At 66.2% G+C, this 19,300-nt stretch carries 21 protein-coding genes; 6 read left to right on the forward strand and 15 right to left on the reverse strand.

Annotated elements, in window-relative coordinates; all coding sequences use genetic code 11:
• Positions 1-187 precede the first annotated feature (187 nt).
• The 4 genes from LCM4577_RS03600 (at position 188) to LCM4577_RS03615 (ending at position 2,064) form a co-directional block, all read left to right on the forward strand.
• Entirely contained in the window at positions 188-277 is a 90-nt protein-coding gene (locus LCM4577_RS03600; RefSeq protein ID WP_198541015.1) for a putative RiPP precursor, read from the forward strand.
• A 91-nt stretch (positions 278-368) separates the two neighbouring features.
• Entirely contained in the window at positions 369-656 is a 288-nt protein-coding gene (locus LCM4577_RS03605) for a PqqD family protein (protein WP_071069641.1), read from the forward strand.
• On the forward strand, positions 656-1,087 hold the full coding sequence (locus LCM4577_RS03610) for a lasso peptide biosynthesis B2 protein (protein ID WP_071069889.1): 432 nt from the start codon (positions 656-658) through the stop codon (positions 1,085-1,087). Before LCM4577_RS03605 ends, LCM4577_RS03610 begins: the two co-directional genes overlap by 1 nt.
• Positions 1,084-2,064 carry a serine kinase gene (locus LCM4577_RS03615; RefSeq protein ID WP_071069643.1) on the forward strand — a complete coding sequence of 327 codons (981 nt, stop codon included), beginning with the start codon at positions 1,084-1,086 and terminating at the stop codon, positions 2,062-2,064. Before LCM4577_RS03610 ends, LCM4577_RS03615 begins: the two co-directional genes overlap by 4 nt.
• 17 nt (positions 2,065-2,081) lie before the next feature.
• Here the strand turns inward: LCM4577_RS03615 and LCM4577_RS03620 are convergent, their stop codons facing one another.
• From LCM4577_RS03620 to LCM4577_RS03690, 15 genes are all read right to left on the reverse strand, one after another.
• Positions 2,082-3,107 (reverse strand): nucleotidyltransferase family protein, encoded by a 1,026-nt coding sequence (locus LCM4577_RS03620; protein WP_071069645.1) that lies wholly within the window; start codon positions 3,105-3,107, stop codon positions 2,082-2,084.
• Between the two features lie 64 nt (positions 3,108-3,171).
• Positions 3,172-4,158 carry a dihydroxyacetone kinase subunit DhaK gene (gene dhaK, locus LCM4577_RS03625; RefSeq protein WP_071069647.1) on the reverse strand — a complete coding sequence of 329 codons (987 nt, stop codon included), beginning with the start codon at positions 4,156-4,158 and terminating at the stop codon, positions 3,172-3,174.
• A 21-nt stretch (positions 4,159-4,179) separates the two neighbouring features.
• Entirely contained in the window at positions 4,180-4,611 is a 432-nt protein-coding gene (locus LCM4577_RS03630) for a hypothetical protein (RefSeq protein WP_071069648.1), read from the reverse strand.
• 4 nt (positions 4,612-4,615) lie between these two features.
• Entirely contained in the window at positions 4,616-6,190 is a 1,575-nt protein-coding gene (gene ptsP, locus LCM4577_RS03635) for a phosphoenolpyruvate--protein phosphotransferase (protein ID WP_071069650.1), read from the reverse strand.
• 41 nt (positions 6,191-6,231) lie between these two features.
• The gene (locus tag LCM4577_RS03640; RefSeq protein ID WP_041008092.1) at positions 6,232-6,534 is read right to left on the reverse strand and encodes an HPr family phosphocarrier protein; all 303 of its coding nucleotides are present in this window, start codon (positions 6,532-6,534) and stop codon (positions 6,232-6,234) included.
• 19 nt (positions 6,535-6,553) lie between these two features.
• Positions 6,554-6,943, reverse strand: a complete 390-nt coding sequence (gene dhaM / locus LCM4577_RS03645) for a dihydroxyacetone kinase phosphoryl donor subunit DhaM (RefSeq protein WP_040988688.1) — start codon at positions 6,941-6,943, stop codon at positions 6,554-6,556.
• The gene (gene dhaL / locus LCM4577_RS03650) at positions 6,943-7,542 is read right to left on the reverse strand and encodes a dihydroxyacetone kinase subunit DhaL (protein WP_071069891.1); all 600 of its coding nucleotides are present in this window, start codon (positions 7,540-7,542) and stop codon (positions 6,943-6,945) included. Before dhaL ends, dhaM begins: the two co-directional genes overlap by 1 nt.
• Before the next feature lie 10 nt (positions 7,543-7,552).
• Complete coding sequence (locus tag LCM4577_RS03655) at positions 7,553-9,196, reverse strand: dihydroxyacetone kinase subunit DhaK (RefSeq protein ID WP_071069652.1); 1,644 nt, start codon at positions 9,194-9,196, stop codon at positions 7,553-7,555.
• 59 nt (positions 9,197-9,255) lie between these two features.
• Positions 9,256-10,269 carry an ABC transporter ATP-binding protein gene (locus LCM4577_RS03660; protein ID WP_071069654.1) on the reverse strand — a complete coding sequence of 338 codons (1,014 nt, stop codon included), beginning with the start codon at positions 10,267-10,269 and terminating at the stop codon, positions 9,256-9,258.
• Positions 10,262-11,362 carry an ABC transporter ATP-binding protein gene (locus tag LCM4577_RS03665; RefSeq protein ID WP_071069656.1) on the reverse strand — a complete coding sequence of 367 codons (1,101 nt, stop codon included), beginning with the start codon at positions 11,360-11,362 and terminating at the stop codon, positions 10,262-10,264. The genes LCM4577_RS03660 and LCM4577_RS03665 overlap by 8 nt, the downstream gene beginning before the upstream one ends.
• Before the next feature lie 2 nt (positions 11,363-11,364).
• Complete coding sequence (locus LCM4577_RS03670; RefSeq protein WP_071069658.1) at positions 11,365-11,571, reverse strand: hypothetical protein; 207 nt, start codon at positions 11,569-11,571, stop codon at positions 11,365-11,367.
• Positions 11,568-12,518: a carbohydrate ABC transporter permease gene (locus LCM4577_RS03675; RefSeq protein WP_041001244.1), complete on the reverse strand. Its 951-nt coding sequence runs from the start codon at positions 12,516-12,518 to the stop codon at positions 11,568-11,570. Before LCM4577_RS03675 ends, LCM4577_RS03670 begins: the two co-directional genes overlap by 4 nt.
• Positions 12,515-13,462 (reverse strand): carbohydrate ABC transporter permease, encoded by a 948-nt coding sequence (locus LCM4577_RS03680; protein WP_071069660.1) that lies wholly within the window; start codon positions 13,460-13,462, stop codon positions 12,515-12,517. Before LCM4577_RS03680 ends, LCM4577_RS03675 begins: the two co-directional genes overlap by 4 nt.
• Positions 13,463-13,572: 110 nt before the next feature.
• Positions 13,573-14,904 carry an ABC transporter substrate-binding protein gene (locus tag LCM4577_RS03685; RefSeq protein ID WP_041001246.1) on the reverse strand — a complete coding sequence of 444 codons (1,332 nt, stop codon included), beginning with the start codon at positions 14,902-14,904 and terminating at the stop codon, positions 13,573-13,575.
• Between the two features lie 234 nt (positions 14,905-15,138).
• The gene (locus tag LCM4577_RS03690) at positions 15,139-15,837 is read right to left on the reverse strand and encodes a PIG-L deacetylase family protein (protein WP_041001248.1); all 699 of its coding nucleotides are present in this window, start codon (positions 15,835-15,837) and stop codon (positions 15,139-15,141) included.
• A 21-nt stretch (positions 15,838-15,858) separates the two neighbouring features.
• Here LCM4577_RS03690 and LCM4577_RS03695 point away from each other — a divergent pair, with 21 nt between their 5' ends.
• On the forward strand, positions 15,859-16,749 hold the full coding sequence (locus LCM4577_RS03695; RefSeq protein WP_071069662.1) for a DMT family transporter: 891 nt from the start codon (positions 15,859-15,861) through the stop codon (positions 16,747-16,749).
• A 45-nt stretch (positions 16,750-16,794) separates the two neighbouring features.
• Positions 16,795-19,257: an ATP-dependent helicase HrpB gene (hrpB, locus tag LCM4577_RS03700; protein WP_071069664.1), complete on the forward strand. Its 2,463-nt coding sequence runs from the start codon at positions 16,795-16,797 to the stop codon at positions 19,255-19,257.
• Positions 19,258-19,300 lie beyond the last annotated feature (43 nt).

Here is a 19,300-nt window from a genome sequence, read left to right on the forward strand (position 1 = left end):
CCAGCGCCTTCCGGTGGCGCTCGAACGCCGTCGGAGCCCGTTCCCAATTGTAACGCATACAGATCACTCCCCAAAGCCCGGCGGATTCATAGCTTACTCAGGGGAAGGAAGGCAACCGCCGCCTTGACAGTGGACGCGATCACCCGTCATGTTCACACTGCGGGTTGTTTGACTTGGGGGATTTTCGATGAAGAGAACTTACGAAAAGCCGACGCTGGTGAAGCGTGAGAGGCTCTCGAATGTGGTGGCGGGCGTCCAAAGCCCTCCGATCGACTGATATAGCCCAGTTCGCTTCCGTGTCGCTATCGCCGGCGATGGACAGCGCCATCGTCTCGCGTTAATTGCGCTGCTGCTAAAGGAGCGGGCGGATGGCTGAAATCGGCTCTGAAACGGTGTTGCGCATGGCGGACGACGCGTCCGTCCAGCATGTCGGCGATGGCGCGGTCGTGCTTTTGGCGCGCAGTGGCCAGCTTTATACCTGCAACGACACGACCGAGGCTTTTCTCGACAAGGTGGACGGCGCGCGCAACCTTAACCAGATCGTCGACCTGCTGTCGGACGAATTCGAGATCGACAAGGCAACGCTCGACCAGGACATGGCCGAATTGGCCGCCGAGCTGGTGGCTGAAGGCATCCTCGCCGACCCGGGCGCATGATGGCCGACGGACCGGTCCTGCGCGCCCTGTTCCGCGTCCATTTGTGGCTCAGCGCCCGGCTGATGCCGGTGCTGGTCGGCCGGCGCGATTTCGAAGGCGTGTTGAGACTGGCGCCTCTGCAGTCGCCCGCGCCCTATCGTGACTTGCCCTGGACCTACATCGTCCATCACGTCAAGCGAACGGTGCGGCGCCCCTGGCTGATGCGCGACCGCAGGTGCCTTCGGGAAGGTCTGCTCGGTTTTCGCTTCCTGCGCATGGCCGGCTTCGACCCGGAGCTGCGTTTCGGGGTCGACGCCAGGTCGATGCACGAGCCTCGCCTGTCGGCGCATTGCTGGGTCTGCCTCGACGGCAAGCCGGTGGTCAGCGACAGCCAGCCCGGCATGGTGGAGATCTATCGCCACCCCGCCAGGATGAAGGCGCCGGCCGCTTGAGCGACCAGACTTTCCGCTACGACCTCAACGGCCAGGTCATAGGCATCACCGCCGCGCGGGCCGATCTGTGGCCAAGCTTCGACCTGATGCTCGGCGCCCTGCGTGTGGAAGAGCCTGTCCCGCCCGGTTTTCGCGTCGACATCGTCGAGACGGCTGCGTTGCAGGAGAACCCCGAAGGAAAGCTGGCCTTCGACGGCGACGTGCCGCTGGACGGCCATTGCCGCATGATCGACGCCGGCAGCGTCTTCCATCTCGTCTTTCCGGGCCAGCAGACGCTGTCGATCCGCGACGGTGAGGGCCGGGCCGAAATCCGTCTTCATCCCGACAGCAAGATCAAGTGGACCTTGCTGATGATGGTGCTGGACGCGGCGCTCGACGCCGACGGCCAGCATATGCTGCACACGGCGGGTCTCACCTTGCCTGGAAAGGACGGCTTGGTTCTCATCCATGCGCCAAGCGGCACGGGCAAGTCGACGACGTCGCTGGCGCTTGCGTCGCGGGGCTTCGGCCTTTGCTCGGACGACGTGATGATCCTCAACGCAAGAGCTGAGGGCATCACGGCCTGGGGCATGCCGCGCCGGGTGAAGGTCCACCGCAACACGGCGGCGATGCTGCCCTTCGTCGCGCCTTGCCTCGGCGAGAAGTGGGACGCTGAGGGCGAGCAGTCCGTTTCGCTGGACTGCCTCGGCGAAATCATTCGGGTCGAGGATGTGCGCGCCAGGCCCGTCACCGCGCTCCTGCATCTTGCGCGCTCGGCCGACGCCGAGACCCGGCTGCTGCCGTTGGCCAGGACAGACGCCATGGTGGCTCTGGCCACCGACAATGTGCGGACCGGCATGACCGGCCTGCTGTCGCTGCAGAAAAGGCGCATGGCGATGATCGCGGCGCTGGTGAAGGCGGTGCCGACCTTCACGCTGGAGGTTGGGGCAAGGCCGGCCGAGGCGGCGGCGCTGATCCGCGCTGCGGTGGATATTTAGCCGGAAGTGAGCTTCCCTCAGGCCGGATAAGGTCGCGGCCGGGCAAGCCTCTGCACCCAGCGGAAGGCATCGCGGCTGAGGCGCGAGCGCAGCTTCTCGCGGGAATTGACGCGAAGCAGCATGTTGCCGGTGATCAGCCATTTCGCCAGCCGTATCGACAGATCCGGCTTGATACGGTCCGCGAGCTCGATCGCGCGCGGCGCGCCGAACAGGCGCCCAGTCACGTTGAGCACCGTCGCCAGCTCGAGCTCGATCCCGGTCATGCGGGCGGCCTCGAGCAGACGCGCTTCGTCTTCCGGCGATTTCAACGCCCGCACGCCTTGCAGCACGTCGACGCAGAGCTGCAGCCTATGGAACTTGTGGCCGCCTGCGGCATGGACGATGGCGATGGTGAGCAGCGCCGCCGGCGTGTCGGTCTCGCCCTTGTCGATCGCCCGCAGCTCGCGAAAGCCGAGCGACAGACGCCTGCGCATGCCGGTGTCGTGCACCAGGTTGCCGTGCAGTTCGATCAGCAGGCTGGAATTCTCTTTCTCCAGCCATTTGAATTCCTGCAGCGCGTGCGAGAGGGCCTCGCCGCTGCCGAGCACGAAGCCGCATTCGGCGATCGTCCGGTTGGCCGCCTCGATGCCGGCGGGGTCGACGAGGATGTCGATGTCGGTGAAGGGACGGTCGGCAAGCTGGCGATAGAGCCTGCGCGCGAACACCGGCCCCTTGACGATCCGGGCCGGAACGCCTTTTGCCGCCAGCGCCTTCATGACGCGGTCGCCGTGATATTGCAGCAGCATCGACTGCCCGGTCGCCGTCGTCATCTGGTCGCGCAGCTCGGCAAGCTTTTGCCTCAGGCCCGCGTCATTCGGCAGATCGGCGTCGCCGCGTTCCCGGAGCTTGCGCAGCACGATCGGCAGCACGCCGTGGAACTCGGCATTGGCCAGCAGCGCCAACAGGTCGCCTGCGGAAACGTCGTTGCCCCAATCGGCGGGCGCCTCGGGGTCCGCAAGCTTGATCAGCAATTTTTCCTGGGCAGGCGAAAGCTCGGGCAGCATCGTTCAGGCAGCAGCAAGGTTTCGCGTATGCTTGCCAGAAAAGCACCGGGTAAGCCAGCGACGCCTACATCCCCCAGCGCAGCGCCGCGGTGTGCACGGGAGCATCCCACAGCGCCGTCATGTCGTCGTCGAGCAGGGTGAGCGTGATCGAGCATCCGGCCATGTCGAGCGAGGTCACGTAGGAACCGACGAGCGAGCGGATCACTGTCACGCCGTGTTTCTCGAACATTTTGCGGGCGCTGTTGTACATCAGATAGAGCTCCATAGACGGCGTGCCGCCGAAGCCGTTGACGAAGAGCAGCGCCGGCCCTTCGGTCCGGCCGCCGAAATCGCCGGCGATCGCCGCGCAGACCTCTTCGGCGATGGCGTCGGCGCTCTTCAGCGCGTCGCGCCGCCGGCCGGGCTCGCCGTGGATGCCGACGCCGAACTCCATCTCGCCGTCGCCGATCTCGAAGGTCGGTTTGCCGGCCGCTGGCACCGTGCCGCTGGTCAGCGCCACGCCCATCGAGCGTGTCGCGGCGTTGACGCGCTCGCCCAGCGCCTTGAGTTCGCGCAGCGCCATGCCCTGCTCGGCCGCAGCGCCGACGATCTTTTCCACCACCAGCGTGCCGGCGACGCCGCGCCGTCCGGTCGTGTAGGACGAGTTCTCGACCGCGACGTCGTCATTGGTCACCACCTGCAGCACGCCGTCCGCCATCTCGGCCGCCATATCGAAATTCATCACATCGCCTTCGTAGTTCTTGACGATGAACAGGCAGCCGGCGCCGGTGCCGACGGCCTCAACGGCGGCCAGCATCTGGTCGGGCGTCGGCGAGGTGAAGACCTGGCCCGGACAGGCCGCGTCCAGCATGCCGTGGCCGACCAGCCCGCCATGCAGGGGCTCGTGGCCCGAGCCGCCGCCGGAGATCAACGCCACCTTGCCGGGCTTCAGCTCTCTGCGGCGGATGAATTTGCGGTCCTCTCCAAGCATGAGGATGTCGGCATGAGCCGCCGCAAAACCATCGAGGCTTTCGGCCAATATCGTGTCCACCGAATTGATGAATTTCTTCATGGCTGTCCTCCCATGCTTCCGCTAGCCGCTGCCCTTGCCGGCGATGCTGGTTATTTTCTGGATGAATTCGTTGATCGCCCGATCGAGCGCGGCGTTCTGCTTGTCGTCGCCGAAATCCGGCACGATCAGCGAGACATGGCGTGTCTTGCGCGGCCCGGACGCGGCGGGCGCCTTGCCGGGATGCGCCTGGTGATAGGCGGCCATGAACTGGTCGCGTTCGGCCTGGCTGAAATGGCAGACGGAGAAGATGGCCGGCAGATGCTTTGACGGGATCGGGATCGAATAGGCCGGGCTCGATATCTGGGTGACGAAGCTGCGGTGCTTGCCGAGCGCATCGGCAAGGCGCTGGCGCATGCCGGACGGGCGCTGGTCGATGACCTGCGACAGGATCGTCTTGTAGGCGCGGATCGCGTCTTCCGAGCCGGTTTCGGCTATCCTGGCGGCCTTGGCCATACGCTTACACCGAAACGTCCGCGATGGCCGCCTTGGCCATGGCGAGTTGCGCGGGGGCGACCGACAGGTCACGCAGGCCCGCTTCGAGCAGCGCCGGGATGGTTGTCGGATCGCCGCCCGCGTCGCCGCATAGGCTGACTGGAATATCTCGCTCCCGTCCGAAGGCCGTGATCGCAGCGATCAGCCGCAGCATCGCCGGATGGCGCACGGAATTGAGATGCGCCACGGCTGCATTGTCGCGCGCGGCCGCCATCACATATTGCGTCAGGTCGTTGGAGCCGATCGAGAAGAAGGCGACGTCGGCGAAGGTTTCCGGCGCCAGCGCGACGGACGGCACCTCGACCATGATGCCGAGCGGCGGAAGCTTGTGCGCGACGCCCCGCGCGGTAAGCGCGGCCTGCTCCCCGGCGAATAGCGCGGCGGCTTGGCTGTACTCGTCATGCGTGGCGATCATCGGGAACATCACCTTCAGATTGCCGTGGATGGCGGCGCGCAGCAATGCCCGTATCTGCACGCGGAAGATATCGCGCCGCGCCAACGAGAGCCTTATACCGCGCAGACCGAGGAATGGGTTGGTCTCCTCGACGGTGAAGCCCGGCACCGGCTTGTCGCCGCCGGCATCGACGGTGCGAATGGTCACCGGCTTGTCGCCCGCCCATTCCAGCACCTTGCGGTAGGCACGGTACTGCGTCTCCTCATCCGGCAATGCCTTGCCGAACAGGAATTCGGTTCGCATCAGCCCGACGCCGTCGCAGGTCGCGACATCGATGCCGTCGACGTCGGAGGGGTAGGCGATGTTGACCTGGACGCGCACGGCGGTGCCGATCTTGGTGACCRCCGGCTCGGTCAGGAATGTCCGCGCCGCGCCCTGGCGGTCGGCGAAGGAGGCGGCCGATTGCCGGAAGGCTTCGACCTCAGCCGGGGATGGCGAGAAAACGATCGCGCCGCGTTCGGCATCGAGCAGCGCGTCGCTGCCGAGCGGTCCGGCCGGGGCGCTGAGGCCGACGACCATCGGAACGCCGCGCGAGCGCGCCAGCATCGCGACATGGCTGGCGGTGCTGCCGCGCTTGAGCGCTATGCCGCCGCCTTTGTTCCAATCGGTTTCGAGGAAGCGTGTCGGCGCGATGTCCTCGCCATAGAGGATCGCACCCGGGGGCGCCTCGGCCTCGTTGTCCTCGCTCAGCGCTCGCAGCACCTGGTCGCGGATGTCGCGCAAATCCGCGGCGCGGGCGCGGAAATAGTCCTGGTCCGACGCTTCGTAGCCGGCGATCTCGCTGTCCAGCGCCGCGCGCCATGCGGCATCCGCCGGTTGCCCTGAGCCGATCGCCGCCAAGGCCGGACCGCTCAATGCGTCGTCCTCCAGCATGGCGATGTGGAATTCGAGGATGCCGGCGGCGTCGCCATCGGCGGTCTCGACCAGTGCGGTCAGCCGGCCGACGGCCGTGCCGATTGCGTTCACCAGTGCGGCTCGTTCTTCCTCGGTACTGGCCTGGGGCTTGTAACTGGCCGGAGGCTGGTCGAGGTCGAACAGCGGGCCTTCGGCGTAACCGGGAGAGGCGGGGATACCCTCAACCTGCATGGCTCGCGTTCCTTGCGGGCCTGCCGTCATGCAGATCGGTCTCAAGCGGACCGGGCATGGTCCGCATCCTCGTCGAAGTTACGCTGCACCAGATCGACCAGCGCTTTCACCGCCTGGGCCGCGCCGTCGCCCTTGGCGCGGATATGCAGCATGGTCCCTTTCGGCGCCTTGGCCGCCATCACCTTGACGATGCTCTTGGCGTCGAACCAGGGGCCGTTGGCGGCCACCGCCACTTCCACCTCGGCCGCGAACGACTTGGCAAGCTTGGTGAACTTCACCGAAGGGCGCGCGTGCAGGCCCACCGCGTGGGTGATCAGGACCGTTGCTTCGGCGGATGCGGACATTCAGTCGGTTCCCGTTCGTTCACGACGGCGACAATTCATGCGCCGTCGCCACCACTTCCTTGAGCGAGGCGCCGCCGGAGGATTCGGTCGCCGCCATCACTGCGCCCTCGACGATCGGCGCGTTGCAGACGACTATTCTGTGGGAGCGCGGCTCGCCGATCATCTCGACCGCCATCTCCGAGTTGGTCTCGGCGCCGCCGAGATCGACCAGTATGGCGACGCCCGCGTCCGACCAGGCCTTGTCGATCGCGCCCATGATCGCCTCGACGCTGGTGCCGAGCCCGCCATGGCCGTTTCCGCCGCACCATGCAAGCGGCACCTCGTCGCCCACCATCTGGCGCACCATGTCGGCCGTGCCCTCGGCGACCAAGGGCGAATGCGACACGATGACGATCCCGACATTGCTCATCAAATACCCTCTATCGCTTCCGCGACTGCGCGCACCAGCAGCGCGGTCGAGCGCGCTCCGGCGTCCATATGCCCCATCGAGCGCTCTCCCAGGAAGGAGGCGCGCCCGCGCAGGGCCTTCATCGGCACCGTGGCTTCGGCCGCTTGATCGGCGGCATCGGCGATTTCGCCAGCCGTCTTGCCCTGCGCCAATGCCTCATACACCGGCTGCAGCACGTCGAGCATGGTTTTTTGCCCCGGCTGCGATTTGCCGCGTGCCGCGACCGCCTCGATCGCCTTGCCCAGTGCCGCCGCCAGCGCGGTGCGGTCGGGTGCCTCCGGCAGGTCCTTGCCCAGCGCCATGAACAGCGTGCCGAACAGCGGGCCTGAAGCGCCGCCGACGGTCATCACCAGCTTGGTGCCGACCGCTTTCAACGCATCGGGCAGCGGTTTTGCCGAAAAGGCGTCCGCCTCGGCGCGCACCGCCTCGAAGCCGCGCTTCATGTTCAGCCCGTGGTCGCCGTCGCCGATCGCCTGGTCGAGCGCCGTCAACTCGTCGGCATGCGCCGCGATCGTATCGGCTGCCGCCGCGATCAATCGGGAGAAATCGGCTGCGGCCATCATTGGTCCTTCATGCCGGGGCGAAGAGCGCCGCCACGGCAGTAAAGACCTCGGCGACCGCGAAGGCGCCCGGATCCGCGACACCGTCGAGCTGGCTGCCGATATAGGCGGAGCGCCCGGCCTTGGCCTTGCGCATCGCGGCGGTAGCCTCGGCGCCTTGCCGCGCCGCCTTGGCGGCCGCTTCCAGCCCGCCGGCGTCAAGGGCTCTCAGCGCCGGCTCCAACGCGTCGACCATGGTGCGGTCGCCGATCCTGGCGCCGCCATAGAAGGTCATCCGGTCGAGGCCGGCGAGCAGCGCCTTGGGTAGAGTTGCGCCAAAACCCAAAGTCTGCGCGGCGGCGGTGAAGAAGATCGACAGCAGCACGCCGCTGGAACCGCCCATGGACGTGCCCAGCGTATCGCCGATCGCCGCGGCGGTCGCGGCGCGATCGGCAAGCGGCAGCGTGCCGATGCGTTCGAGAATGCTGCGCGCGCCGGTCGCCACGGTCGAGCCGGTGTCGCCATCGCCTGCCTTGGCGTCGAGCGCGTTGAGCGGCTCTTCGAGCGCGATCAGCCTTTGGCAGGCGGCTCTGATCAGCCGCTCGGCGGCCGCATCGCGGCTGGCGGGCTTTGTGGCTGTGCCGGCGGCAGGCTTGGCCATCGCGATAATGACCGGTGCGCGAACCGGCTTTGCCGGCAGCCAGGCATGCGGCCCGACGGGCGCCAGCAGCGCCGCCTCGCGTTCCGCATCCAGCTTGATCAACGACAGCGAAAAGCCGTTCATGTTGAGCGCCGTCATCAGATGCCCGGGGCCGACCGTCAGCGCCACCGCCTTTGCCAACGACGAAGACAGCGCGGCATTCGCGATCAGCGCCATTTCGAGCGGTGGTACCGAGCCGAGATTGTTGATCAGCAGGGCGTGGCGGCTGTGCGGATCGAGCCGCGCCGCGAGGCGTTCCGCCATGATGGCGACCAGCTTGCTGGCGGCCTCCAGGGCGATGCGCTCGACGCCGGGCTCGCCATGGATGCCGAGTCCAAGCTCGCCATCATTCGCGCCGAAACGCTCCTCATGCGCCTGTCCGGGGATCGAGCAGGAGGAAAGCGAGATGCCGAGCGAAACGATGTCCTTCGCCGCCGCGCGGGTCGCGGCTGCGACCGACGCCAGGTCCCGGCCGCTCTCGGAAAGGTGACCGGCGATCTTGTGCACGAACAGCGTGCCGGCAACGCCGCGCGGCTGCGCGATGTCCGGCAGGGCTATGTCGTCGGCGACGATCACCATCTCGACCGCGAGACCCTCGGCGCGCGCCTTCTCCGCCGCCAGTCCGAAATTGAGCCGGTCGCCGGTGTAGTTCTTCACGATCAGCAGGCAGCCGGCGGGACCGGTCGTGGCGCGGATCGCCGCCAGCACCGCCTCGACGCTGGGCGAGGCGAAGATTTCGCCGGAGATGGCCGCCGTCAGCATGCCGGCGCCGACGAAGCCGGCATGCGAGGGTTCGTGCCCGGCGCCGCCGCCCGAAACCACGGCCACCTTCGTCTTGTCCCAGTCGGCGCGCAGCACGACCTTGATCTCGGGATAGCCGTCGAGGCGGGCGAGCGCGCCCGACCCTGCCGTGGCGAGGAAGCCGTCCATCGCCTCGGTGACGATCGTGTCCTTGCGGTTGAAAAAGTGCTTCATGGATTTCGTCCAGTCCGTATCTGCGGTCGTCAAATGTGCGAATACATGGCGCGAACCGGCTACATCAGTCTTTGCCCGTCCGAGCCGAAATAGAGCGGCGCGATGTAGCGGATCGTCACCTTGTCCCCCTTGGCTAAAGGCGTGTCTGGATCGGTCAGCGTCACCAGCTTCTTCGCCCCCACCGTCACATGCAGATGGTTCTGGTCGCCGAGATGCTCGACCCAGTCGACGACGCCGTCGGCATGGCCGTTCGCCGCCTTCTCGATCGCCAGATGCTCGGTGCGGGCGCCGATCGTTTTCGTTCCGGTCGGCGCGCCGCCGTCGGGCAGCAGGCCGGCCGGCAAGAGGTTGATCGCTGGCTGGCCAAGGCGCGCCGCGACATGCAGGTTTGCCGGCTCGGAATAGATCGCGCGCGGCGTGCCGATCTGCACCAGCACGCCGTCAGCGAGGATGCCGATGCGGTCGGCCATGGTCATCGCCTCGATCTGGTCGTGCGTGACATAGAGCATGGTGGCGCCGAGCTCGGACTGGATGCGCTTCAGCTCCAGTCGCAGATCGGCGCGCAGCTTGGCATCGAGCGAGGACAGCGGCTCGTCCATCAGGTAGATCGCGGGCTTGCGCACCAGCGCGCGGCCGATGGCGACGCGCTGCATCTCGCCGCCCGACAACCTTGTCGAGCGGTTGTCGAGCTTGTGGTCAATGCGCACCATGCGCGCCACCTCCTCGACACGGCGGCGCACCGCGTCTTCCGGAAAGCGCCGCGCCGGCGAGCGCAGCGGGAAGGCCAGGTTGTCGAACACCGACAGATGCGGATAGAGCGAATATTGCTGGAAGACGAAGGCGGTGTCGCGCTCGGCCGGCGATAGCGCCGTCGCGTCATGGCCGCCGATATGGATCGTGCCGCTGTCCGGCCGTTCCAGCCCGGCGATCAGCCGCAGCGTCGTCGTCTTGCCGGCGCCGGTCGGCCCAAGCAGCACGACGAACTCGCCGTCCTTGATCGCGAGGTCGAGATCGTCGATCGCGACGGTGTCGCCAAAACTCTTGGTCACGCCCTGGATACGGACATCAGCCATGGCGCGCCTCCTGATCATGCATGGCGGTCCTGACCGCGCGTCCGGAACCCTTGTCGAACAGCGACAGCCGCGCGCTGCTCAGCGTCAGCCCGACCTGCTCGCCGGGGCTGAGATGGATGCCAGCCGGCACCCGCGCCTTGATGATGCCGTCCGCCGTCTCCACCGCGACGATCTGCGTGGTGCCGAGATATTCGGTGCCGTAGATCGCGCCGCGCAGCTTGGAGGCGTCGTCGAAGCGGATGTGCTCGGGCCGGATGCCGAGCGCCATGTCGGCGGGCGCGATGTCCTCGCGCACTTCCGGCACCGCCACCTTGGCGCCCTGAACGACGATCTCCTTCGCGCCCCTGGCGAGGCCGCCGCCGAATTTCAGGAAATTCATCGGCGGCGAGCCGATGAAATCGGCGACGAACATGGTCGCCGGCCGGTCGTAGATCTCGCGCGGTGTGCCGAACTGCTCGATGACGCCGTGGTTCATCACCGCTATCTTGTCGGCCATCGACATCGCTTCCATCTGGTCATGCGTGACATAGACGGTCGTGGCGTGGATGCGGTTGTGCAGCTCGCGCAGCTCATGCACCATCAGATCGCGGAATTCCGTGTCCAGGGTCCCCAGCGGTTCGTCCATGAGAAAACATTTCGGCCGCCGCACGATGGCGCGGCCGAGCGCGACGCGCTGGCGGTCGCCGCCGGCAAGGCCGGAGACGGATTTGTCGAGCAGATGATCGATGCGCAAGAGCTTCGCTGTCTCCTCCACGCGTTGACGGATCTCGGCGGCAGGCATGCCCTGCGCCAGCAGCGGGAAGCCGATGTTCTTGCGCACATTCATATGCGGGTAGAGCGCGAAGAGCTGGAAGACGAAGGCGATGTCGCGCTCGCGCGCCCGGCGCATGGTGACGTCCTCGCCGCCGAGCAGGATCTTGCCGCCGGTCGGCAGCTCGAGGCCGGCGATCATGCGAAGCGTCGTCGTCTTGCCGCAGCCGGACGGCCCGAGCATGACGAAGAACTCGCCGTCCTCGACGACGAAATTGGAATCCTGCACGGCGACGAATGCGCCGAAGGCCTTCCTCAGGTTCTGAACACGGATCTCGGCCATCGTTATTCCGGGAATTTCGAGACGATGATGAACATCACCGTGCCGGCGAGCATGGTGACGAAGGAATAGGTGTAAAGCGACAGCGCGAAGGGCTGGAACAGCATCAGGAAGCCGATCGCGATGATCGCCGTCGCGATGTTTTCCATCAGCCCGCGCCTTGCCCAGACGGGCCAGCGCGATTTGCGTTTTGCAGTCTGGATCGTGCTCATTTGCGCACCGCGCCGAAGGTGATGCCGCGCAGCAATTGCTTGCGAAGCAGGATGGTGAAGACGAGGATCGGCACCAGGAAGATCGTCGTGCCCGCCGCCACCGCCGGCCAGTCCTGGCCGCCCTCGCCGATAATGGTCGGGATGAACGGCGGCGCGGTCTGCGCCGTGCCGGAAGTCAGAAGTGCGGCGAAGGCATATTCGTTCCAGGCGAAGATCAGGCAGAAGATGGCGGTGGCGGCAATTCCGGTCGTCGCCTGCGGCAGCACGGTGCGCCAGAAGGCCTGCAGCCGGGTATAGCCGTCGATCATCGCGGCCTCCTCATATTCGCGCGGGATCTCGTCGATGAAGCCCTTGAGAAGCCACACCGCCAGCGAGACGTTCACCGCGGTGTAGAGCAGGATCATGCCGAGCGCGGTGTCCGAGAGGCCGAGCTCGCGGTACATCAGGTAGATCGGGATCGCCACCGCGATCGGCGGCATGAAGCGCGTCGACAGGATGAAGAACAGAAGGTCGTCGGCCAAAGGCACCTTGAAGCGCGAGAAGCCATAGGCCGAGAGCGTGCCCAAAAACACCGCGCAGAAGGTCGAGCCGAAGGCAATGATCAGCGAGTTGACGAAGCGCGGCAGGAAGTTCGACGGGCCGGCGATCACCATGTTGCGCTTGCGCACCGTCTCGTCGCAGAAGCCCGTCGCCGGCCCAAGCGAATTGATGTATTCCGGCGTCTGCCGGGTGCGGGTGGTGAAGAGGTTGCAATAGCCCTCGATGCTCGGCTGGAAGACGATCTTCGGCGGATAGGCGATCGAATCCGGTGGCGTCTTGAAGCTGGTGGCGAAGATCCACAACAGCGGCACGATCGAGATCAGCGCATAGGCGATGATGATCGTGCCGGCGATCAGCTTGGCGTTCGACGAGGGCGCGACGACGGAATGGGCGGTGGTCAGGCTCATCTCTGCTTCACCTTGTTGAGCGCCTTGACGTAGATGTTTGCGAGGCCGAACACCGCGACGAACAGGATGATGGCGAAGGCCGAGGAATAGCCGGTGCGCCAGCTTTCGAAGGCCTGCCGCTTGAGCGTGATCGAGGCGACCTCGGTGGTCGAACCTGGTCCGCCGCCGGTGAGCAGGTTAACCATGTCGAACATCTTGAAGTTCTCGATGCCGCGGAACAGCACCGCGAGCATGATGAAGGGCAGCGCCATCGGCAGCGTGATCGACCAGAACTGCCGCCAGTTCGAGGCGCGGTCGACCTCGGCCGCCTCGTAGATGTATTCGGGAATGGAGCGCAGGCCCGCGAGGCAGATCAGCATCACGTAAGGCGTCCACATCCAGGTGTCGACGATGATGATCGCCCACGGCGCCAGCTCGACATTGGACAGCATCTGGACATTCGTCGGCGGAATGCCGGTGACGAACGAGACGACGTAGGAAAACAGCCCGATCTGCGGCTCGTAGAGGAAGCGCCAGAAATTGCCGACCACCGCCGGCGACAGCATCATCGGCACCAGGATGATGGTGGTCCAGAAAGCGTGGCCGCGGAACTTGCGATCGATCAGCCATGCCAGCGTGAAGCCGATGACGGTCTGCAAAAGGATCGTCCAGAACACGAAATGCGCCGTCGTCTGCATGGCGATCCAGATGTCCTGGTCGCCGAGGATGCGCTGGTAATTGGCGAGCCCGAGGTTCTTCACCACCTCGTTGGGCCGGTTGGCGCGGTAGTTGGTGAAGGAAAGATAGATCGCCCAGAACAGCGGGAAGATGTTGATGGCCAACAGCAAAAGGATCGTCGGCGAGATGAACAGCCAGGCGAGGCCCTTGTCGCTGATGCCCCGGATCTTCTTGGCCAACGGCTCCGGGGTCGCCCGGGCAACGTTGTCCGCAGTCCGATTGAGCATGGTAAGTCCTGCTTCGGTCACGGGTCGGTCTCGGCTATGGAATTTATCTGAACTGCGTCCCGTGCCAAGGGCGGCACGGGACGCTGCGGTTTGGGCTCGGGAGGAGCCGGTTACATCTTGCCGTCGTCCTGGAACACCTGCGTCCAGTCCTTGACGAGACCGTCGAGCGCGTCCTTGGCCGAGCCCTGGCCGGCCACGACATAGTCGTGGAAGCGCTTCTGCGAAGCCTGCAGCAGCGGCGCGTAGCTCGGTTCGGCCCAGAAGTCCTTCACGATGGCCATTGAGTCGAGGAAGGCCTGCGCATAGGGCTGGCTGGACGGAAACTTCGGATCCTTGACGACGGAGTTCAGGCAGGAATAGCCGCCGAGCGACCACCACTTGGCCTGCACGTCCTTGTTGGCGAACCACTTGATGTATTTCAGCGCCGATTCCTGCTTGTCGGAATAGGAGACCACCGAAATGCCCTGGCCGCCGAGCTGGGCGAACTGGTCGCCGTCGGGACCCTTCGGATTGACGAAATAGCCGATCTTGTCGCCGCCGACATTCTCGTCCTTCTGCAGGCCGGGCCAGGTGAAGGCGAAGTTCATGTGCATCGCCACCTGTCCGGATTTGAAGGCGTCCACGCCTTCGCCCATGTAGCTGTTGGAAGCGCCGGGCGGCGTGCAGCAATCATAGAGCGCCTTGTAGAATTCGAGGCCCTTCACCGATTTCTCGGAATTGACGAAGCCTTCCATCTCGTAGGGCTTCTTCGGGTTCTCGTACTGGAAGCCATAGCTGTAGAGCACGTCCATGGCGCCCATGGTGATGCCTTCCGAGCCGCGCTCGGTGTAGATCGAGGCGCCGTAGACCGTCTTGCCGTCGATCTGCCGCTTCTGGAAGAACTCGGCAATCTGCTTCAGCTGGTCGAATGTGGTCGGCGGAGCGAGGTCCCAGCCATACTTCTCCTTGAATTCCTTCTGCAGCTCGGGCCGCGAGAACCAGTCCTTGCGATAGGTCCAGCCGACGACGTCGCCCATGGCCGGCAGCGCCCAGTAGTTCGGCGTGTTCTTCGGCCATTCCGAATAGCCGACCACGGTCGCCGGCACGAAGTCGTCCATGCTGATCTTCTCCTTGTCGAAGAAGTCGTTCAGCTTGACGTAGTGGCCGTTCTCGGCCGCGCCGCCGATCCACTGGCTGTCACCGATGATCAGGTCGCAGAGCTTGCCGTGCGAGTTGAGCTCGTTGAGGAAGCGGTCGGCATAGTTGGTCCATGGCACGAACTCGAACTTCATGCCGATGCCGGTTTCCTTGGTGAAGTCCTTGGACAGTTCCACGAGCGCGTTGGCCGGATCCCAGGCCGCCCAGCACAGCGTCAGGTCTTCCGCATGCGCGACGTTCGAGACGGCTGTCGACGCAAAGATCGCCGAGGCCAGTCCCAACGCCAGTTTCAAGGTCGATTTCATGCCTTACCTCCCATTTGCGAAACGCGTCCGGATGACGGTTTCAAGAGCCCCTCAACCCTCGCTCCTCCGAGGGCCTAAACAAGGCGCGAGATGCGCAGCCGATGTTTAGTAATTTGTTTAGTGATGCTCTTTTTACTAAACAACGCAAGCGAATTCGTTGCTGCGCCGCAGCATGTCGAAACGGGTCATTGAAATCGTTGGGAAATGATCGCCGGACGCTGCGTTCCGCAGCCGTCAGCTGACCGGTTTGGCGGGGCCCGGGCTCGCCATCACCGGCCGGATCGCCGGCGCCGGCGGCAACAGCGCGCGTATGTCGGCGAAGGGGAAAGTCGGCTCGAAGCGGAAGGCCTCGGCCAGCGCGCCGGAGGCGCCGTTGCACTGGCCGGCGCGAAACTCGTTCTGGAGGCGCGCCCTGTGCACATAGTGCTCCGGACCTTGCGACTGGTGCGCGCGGATCGCCTTCGCCTTGATGTCCCAGTGATGCGAGATCTCGACATAATGCGTCGGCGAAAAACCGGTGCCGCCGAGCGTGTCGGCATGCAGCACCGGCACCGCGAAGGACGCCGCGATGCGCACGCCGTCGGAAAGGGCGCGGTGATCGCCATGATAATCATAGGGCGCATGGGTGATGGCGAGGTCGGGTTTCACCTCGTGGATTAACGTCTTCAGCGCCGAAACAAGCGCGGCATCGGCGATGAGTTCGCCGTCGGGAAAGTCGAGGAAGCGCGGCTCGACGCCGAGCAGCCCTGCCGCCTTGGCCGCTTCCTTGCGCCGCAAGCGGGTGAGCGCCGCCGGGTCCCCTGTACCGCCTTTGGCACCATCGGTGGCTATCGCAAAATTAAGCTCTGCGCCTTGCGCGGCATAGGCGGCCAGCGTACCGAACATGAATATCTCGATGTCGTCGGGATGTGCCCCCAGCGCCAGTATCTTCACGTCTTCTCTCCCGGAAATGGTATGCCGAACGGAATCCTGCTCGCCTTGATCGCCTATGCAAGCTATTCGTTCAGCGACGCCGTCATCAAGAGCCTGGGCGGGCAGTTCACCGTCTTCGAGATCGGCTTCTTTTCGACCCTGTTTGCCGGCTGTTTTCTGTTCTTCACCAAGCCGAGCGACGAACGCTGGCGCGACGCCTGGCGCACCAAAAGGCCATGGGCGGTGCAGGCGCGCGCCTTGGCGGGCATCGCATCCGGCGTGCTCAGTGTCTTTGCCTTCACCACCATTCCGTTGGCGGAAGTCTACGCGCTGATTTTCCTGGCGCCGCTGCTGGTCACCATCCTGTCGACGGTCATCCTGAAGGAAAGGGTCGGCCCCTGGCGGTGGCTGGCCGTCGTCGCCGGCTTTGTCGGCGTCATGCTGGTGGTGCGGCCAGGCTTTCGCGAATTGCATCTCGGCCATCTCGCCGCCTTCGCCAACGCCTTCCTCGCCGCCATCAGCGTCATCCTGATGCGCTCGCTCGCCCAGCAGGAAAAGCGCACGACGATCCTCGGCGCGCTGGTCGGCTATGGCCTGGTCTTCAACGGGGTGGGTGCTGCCGCGACCTCGTTCTCGCTCCCCGGTCTCGGACAACTGGTCTGGCTGGTGCTGGCTGGCGTTTTTACCGCCGGCGGGCAGCTGCTGCAGCTGCTTGCGGTCAAATACGCGCCCGCGAACCGCATCGCGCCGACGCATTACTCGCAGATCGTCTGGGCGGTCATCCTCGGCGCGCTGTTCTTTCAGGAATATCCCGACTGGCTGTCGCTGGTCGGCCTGGCGGTGGTCGGCGCCTCGGGCCTGCTGACGATGGTGCGCGAGGAGGTGAGGCTCGGCACCGTGCGCTGGAACCCGTTTTCGCGCACCAGGCTTTGAGCGCATACGTTGCATGGCGACCGCGACCGCTGATATGCGGGCGACATGATGACGAGACCCCTGCCGGAGCTTCCGGTCGCAGCCGCGCTGCCGGCGCTTGCCGCTGCACTTGCCGCGCGCAATAGCGCCGTGCTGGTGGCGCCGCCCGGCGCCGGCAAGACGACGCTGGTGCCGCTGGCGCTGCTCGACGCGCCATGGCTCGGTCAGGGCCGGATCGTGCTGCTCGAGCCGCGGCGGCTCGCCGCCCGCGCCGCCGCCCGCCGCATGGCCGAATTGCTCGGCGAGGAGCCGGGCGGCACGGTCGGCTATGCCATGCGCATGGAGAACCGGACGTCGACGCGGACGAAAATCCTGGTCGTCACCGAAGGCGTGCTCTCGCGCATGATCCTCGACGATCCGGAGCTGCCGGGCGTCTCGGCGGTGATCTTCGACGAATTCCATGAGCGCTCGCTCGACGGCGATTTCGGCCTGGCGCTGGCGCTCGACGTGCAGGGCGCGCTGCGTCCGGACCTTCGCCTGCTGGTCATGTCGGCGACGCTCGACGGCGCGCGCGTGGCGAAGCTTTTGTCGGAAGCGCCGGTGATCGAAAGCGAGGGCCGCGCCTTTCCGGTCGCGATCCGCTACGACGAACGGCCGGCCGGAACGGCGATCGAGGACGCCATGGCCAAAGCCGTGCGCGCAGCCCTGGCAGGCGAGCAGGGCAGCGTGCTCGCCTTCCTGCCCGGACAGCGCGAGATCGAGCGCACCGCCGAGCGGCTCGCGGGCAATGTCGCGGCCGACACCGACATCGTTCCGCTCTTCGGCCAGCTCGACAACAAGGCGCAGGACCAGGCGATCAAGCCGGCGCCGGCCGGTCGCCGCAAGGTTGTGCTGGCGACCTCGATCGCCGAGACCTCGATCACCATCGACGGCGTGCGCGTCGTCATCGATTCCGGCCTGTCGCGCCTGCCGCGCTACGAGCCGGCAAGCGGCCTGACCAGGCTTGAGACTGTCCGCGTCAGCAGGGCCTCGGCCGACCAGCGCGCCGGCCGCGCTGGCCGTACCCAACCCGGCGTGGCAGTGCGCCTGTGGCGCGCCGAGCAGACCGCGTCGCTTCCCGCCTTCACGCCGCCGGAAATCCTCGAGGCCGATCTGTCCGGCCTGCTGCTCGACTGCGCCGCTTTCGGTGTCGCCGATCCATCCAGCCTTTCCTTCCTCGATCCGCCGCCGGCCCCGGCGCTCAACGAGGCGAGGGTGCTGCTCACGGCGCTGCATGCCATCGACAATACCGGACGGCTGACCGAGGCGGGTGCCGCGATGCGCAAATTGGCGCTGCCGGTGCGGCTGGCGCATATGGTGGCTGAGGCCGCGAAGACCGGCCACGCGTTGGAAGCGGCGACGATTGCCGTGCTTTTGACCGAGCGTGGGCTGGGCGGCGACAGCGCCGACCTGGAGCGGCGTCTGCTCCGGTTCCGCGCCGAGAAATCCCCTCGCGCCAACGCCGCCAGGCAGCTCGCCGAGCGTTTGGCCAGGCAGGCCGGTGGCGGGCAGGGCGACGAGGCGGCCTCTGCCGGCGCCCTCCTCATTCACGCCTGGCCGGATCGCGTCGCCAGGGCGCGTGGCGAACGCGGCCGCTTCGTGCTGGCCAACGGCTCGGGCGCCATGGTCGATGCCGCCGATCCGCTTGCCAATGAAGCTTGGCTGGTCGTCGCCGACCTGCAGGGCAAGGCGCAGAACGCCCGCATCACCGCCGCCGCGCCGGTCGGCGAAGCCGATATTCGCGCCGCCCTTGCCGATCGCATCGAGACGAAGCGGGAGGCGAGCTTCGACCGCGAGCGCCGCGCCGTGCGCATGCGCGAGACCGCCAGGCTCGGCGCCATCACGCTGTCCGAGCGGATGCTGCCGGCGCCGTCCGGCGCCGATGCCGACCGCGCCATTCTCGACGCCCTGAGAGAGCACGGCCTGTCGCTGCTCGATTGGGGCAAGGAGGCGGAAGCGCTCCGCCAGCGGCTTGGCTGGCTGCATCGCGGCTTAGGCGCACCCTGGCCCGATGTTTCGGATGAGGCCCTTATCGAGGGCCTCGACGACTGGCTCCTGCCCTTTCTCTCCGGCGATGCCTCCTTCGCGGCCATCAAGCCGGCGACTTTGTCGTCGGCGCTCATGGCGCTGGTCCCGCACGACCTGCAGCGCAAGGTCGACGTGCTGGCGCCGACCCATTTCGACGCGCCGTCGGGCAGCCATGTGCCGATCCGCTATGACGGCGATTGGCCGGTGCTGGCGATCCGCGTGCAGGAGCTGTTCGGCCTCGACCGTCATCCGGCGATCGCGGGCGGCACCGTGCCGCTGACGCTGGAGCTGCTGTCGCCGGCGCACCGCCCCATCCAGACGACGCGCGACCTCCCCGGCTTCTGGCGTGGCTCCTGGGCGGATGTGCGCACCGACATGCGCGGCCGCTACCCCAAGCACGTCTGGCCGGAAAACCCGCTGCTGGCCGCCGCCACCAGTCGCGCCAAGCCGCGTGGGACGTAGTGATAGGGCTCACAGCAATGAGCCGCATACCTTTGCGATTGGC

It is taken from the genome of Mesorhizobium sp. LCM 4577, assembly GCF_001854795.2.
GTDB classification, from domain to species: Bacteria; Pseudomonadota; Alphaproteobacteria; order Rhizobiales; family Rhizobiaceae; genus Mesorhizobium; species Mesorhizobium plurifarium.

Coding starts and splice junctions, on each gene's coding strand:
- LCM4577_RS03600 (WP_198541015.1), top strand. CDS start 188: ATGAAGAGAACTTACGAAAAGCCGACGCTGGTGAAGCGTGAGAGGCTC.
- LCM4577_RS03605 (WP_071069641.1), top strand. CDS start 369: ATGGCTGAAATCGGCTCTGAAACGGTGTTGCGCATGGCGGACGACGCG.
- LCM4577_RS03610 (WP_071069889.1), top strand. CDS start 656: ATGGCCGACGGACCGGTCCTGCGCGCCCTGTTCCGCGTCCATTTGTGG.
- LCM4577_RS03620 (WP_071069645.1), bottom strand. CDS start 3,107: ATGCTGCCCGAGCTTTCGCCTGCCCAGGAAAAATTGCTGATCAAGCTT.
- dhaK (WP_071069647.1), bottom strand. CDS start 4,158: ATGAAGAAATTCATCAATTCGGTGGACACGATATTGGCCGAAAGCCTC.
- LCM4577_RS03630 (WP_071069648.1), bottom strand. CDS start 4,611: ATGGCCAAGGCCGCCAGGATAGCCGAAACCGGCTCGGAAGACGCGATC.
- LCM4577_RS03640 (WP_041008092.1), bottom strand. CDS start 6,534: ATGTCCGCATCCGCCGAAGCAACGGTCCTGATCACCCACGCGGTGGGC.
- dhaM (WP_040988688.1), bottom strand. CDS start 6,943: ATGAGCAATGTCGGGATCGTCATCGTGTCGCATTCGCCCTTGGTCGCC.
- dhaL (WP_071069891.1), bottom strand. CDS start 7,542: ATGGCCGCAGCCGATTTCTCCCGATTGATCGCGGCGGCAGCCGATACG.
- LCM4577_RS03655 (WP_071069652.1), bottom strand. CDS start 9,196: ATGAAGCACTTTTTCAACCGCAAGGACACGATCGTCACCGAGGCGATG.
- LCM4577_RS03660 (WP_071069654.1), bottom strand. CDS start 10,269: ATGGCTGATGTCCGTATCCAGGGCGTGACCAAGAGTTTTGGCGACACC.
- LCM4577_RS03665 (WP_071069656.1), bottom strand. CDS start 11,362: ATGGCCGAGATCCGTGTTCAGAACCTGAGGAAGGCCTTCGGCGCATTC.
- LCM4577_RS03670 (WP_071069658.1), bottom strand. CDS start 11,571: ATGAGCACGATCCAGACTGCAAAACGCAAATCGCGCTGGCCCGTCTGG.
- LCM4577_RS03675 (WP_041001244.1), bottom strand. CDS start 12,518: ATGAGCCTGACCACCGCCCATTCCGTCGTCGCGCCCTCGTCGAACGCC.
- LCM4577_RS03680 (WP_071069660.1), bottom strand. CDS start 13,462: ATGCTCAATCGGACTGCGGACAACGTTGCCCGGGCGACCCCGGAGCCG.
- LCM4577_RS03685 (WP_041001246.1), bottom strand. CDS start 14,904: ATGAAATCGACCTTGAAACTGGCGTTGGGACTGGCCTCGGCGATCTTT.
- LCM4577_RS03695 (WP_071069662.1), top strand. CDS start 15,859: ATGCCGAACGGAATCCTGCTCGCCTTGATCGCCTATGCAAGCTATTCG.
- hrpB (WP_071069664.1), top strand. CDS start 16,795: ATGATGACGAGACCCCTGCCGGAGCTTCCGGTCGCAGCCGCGCTGCCG.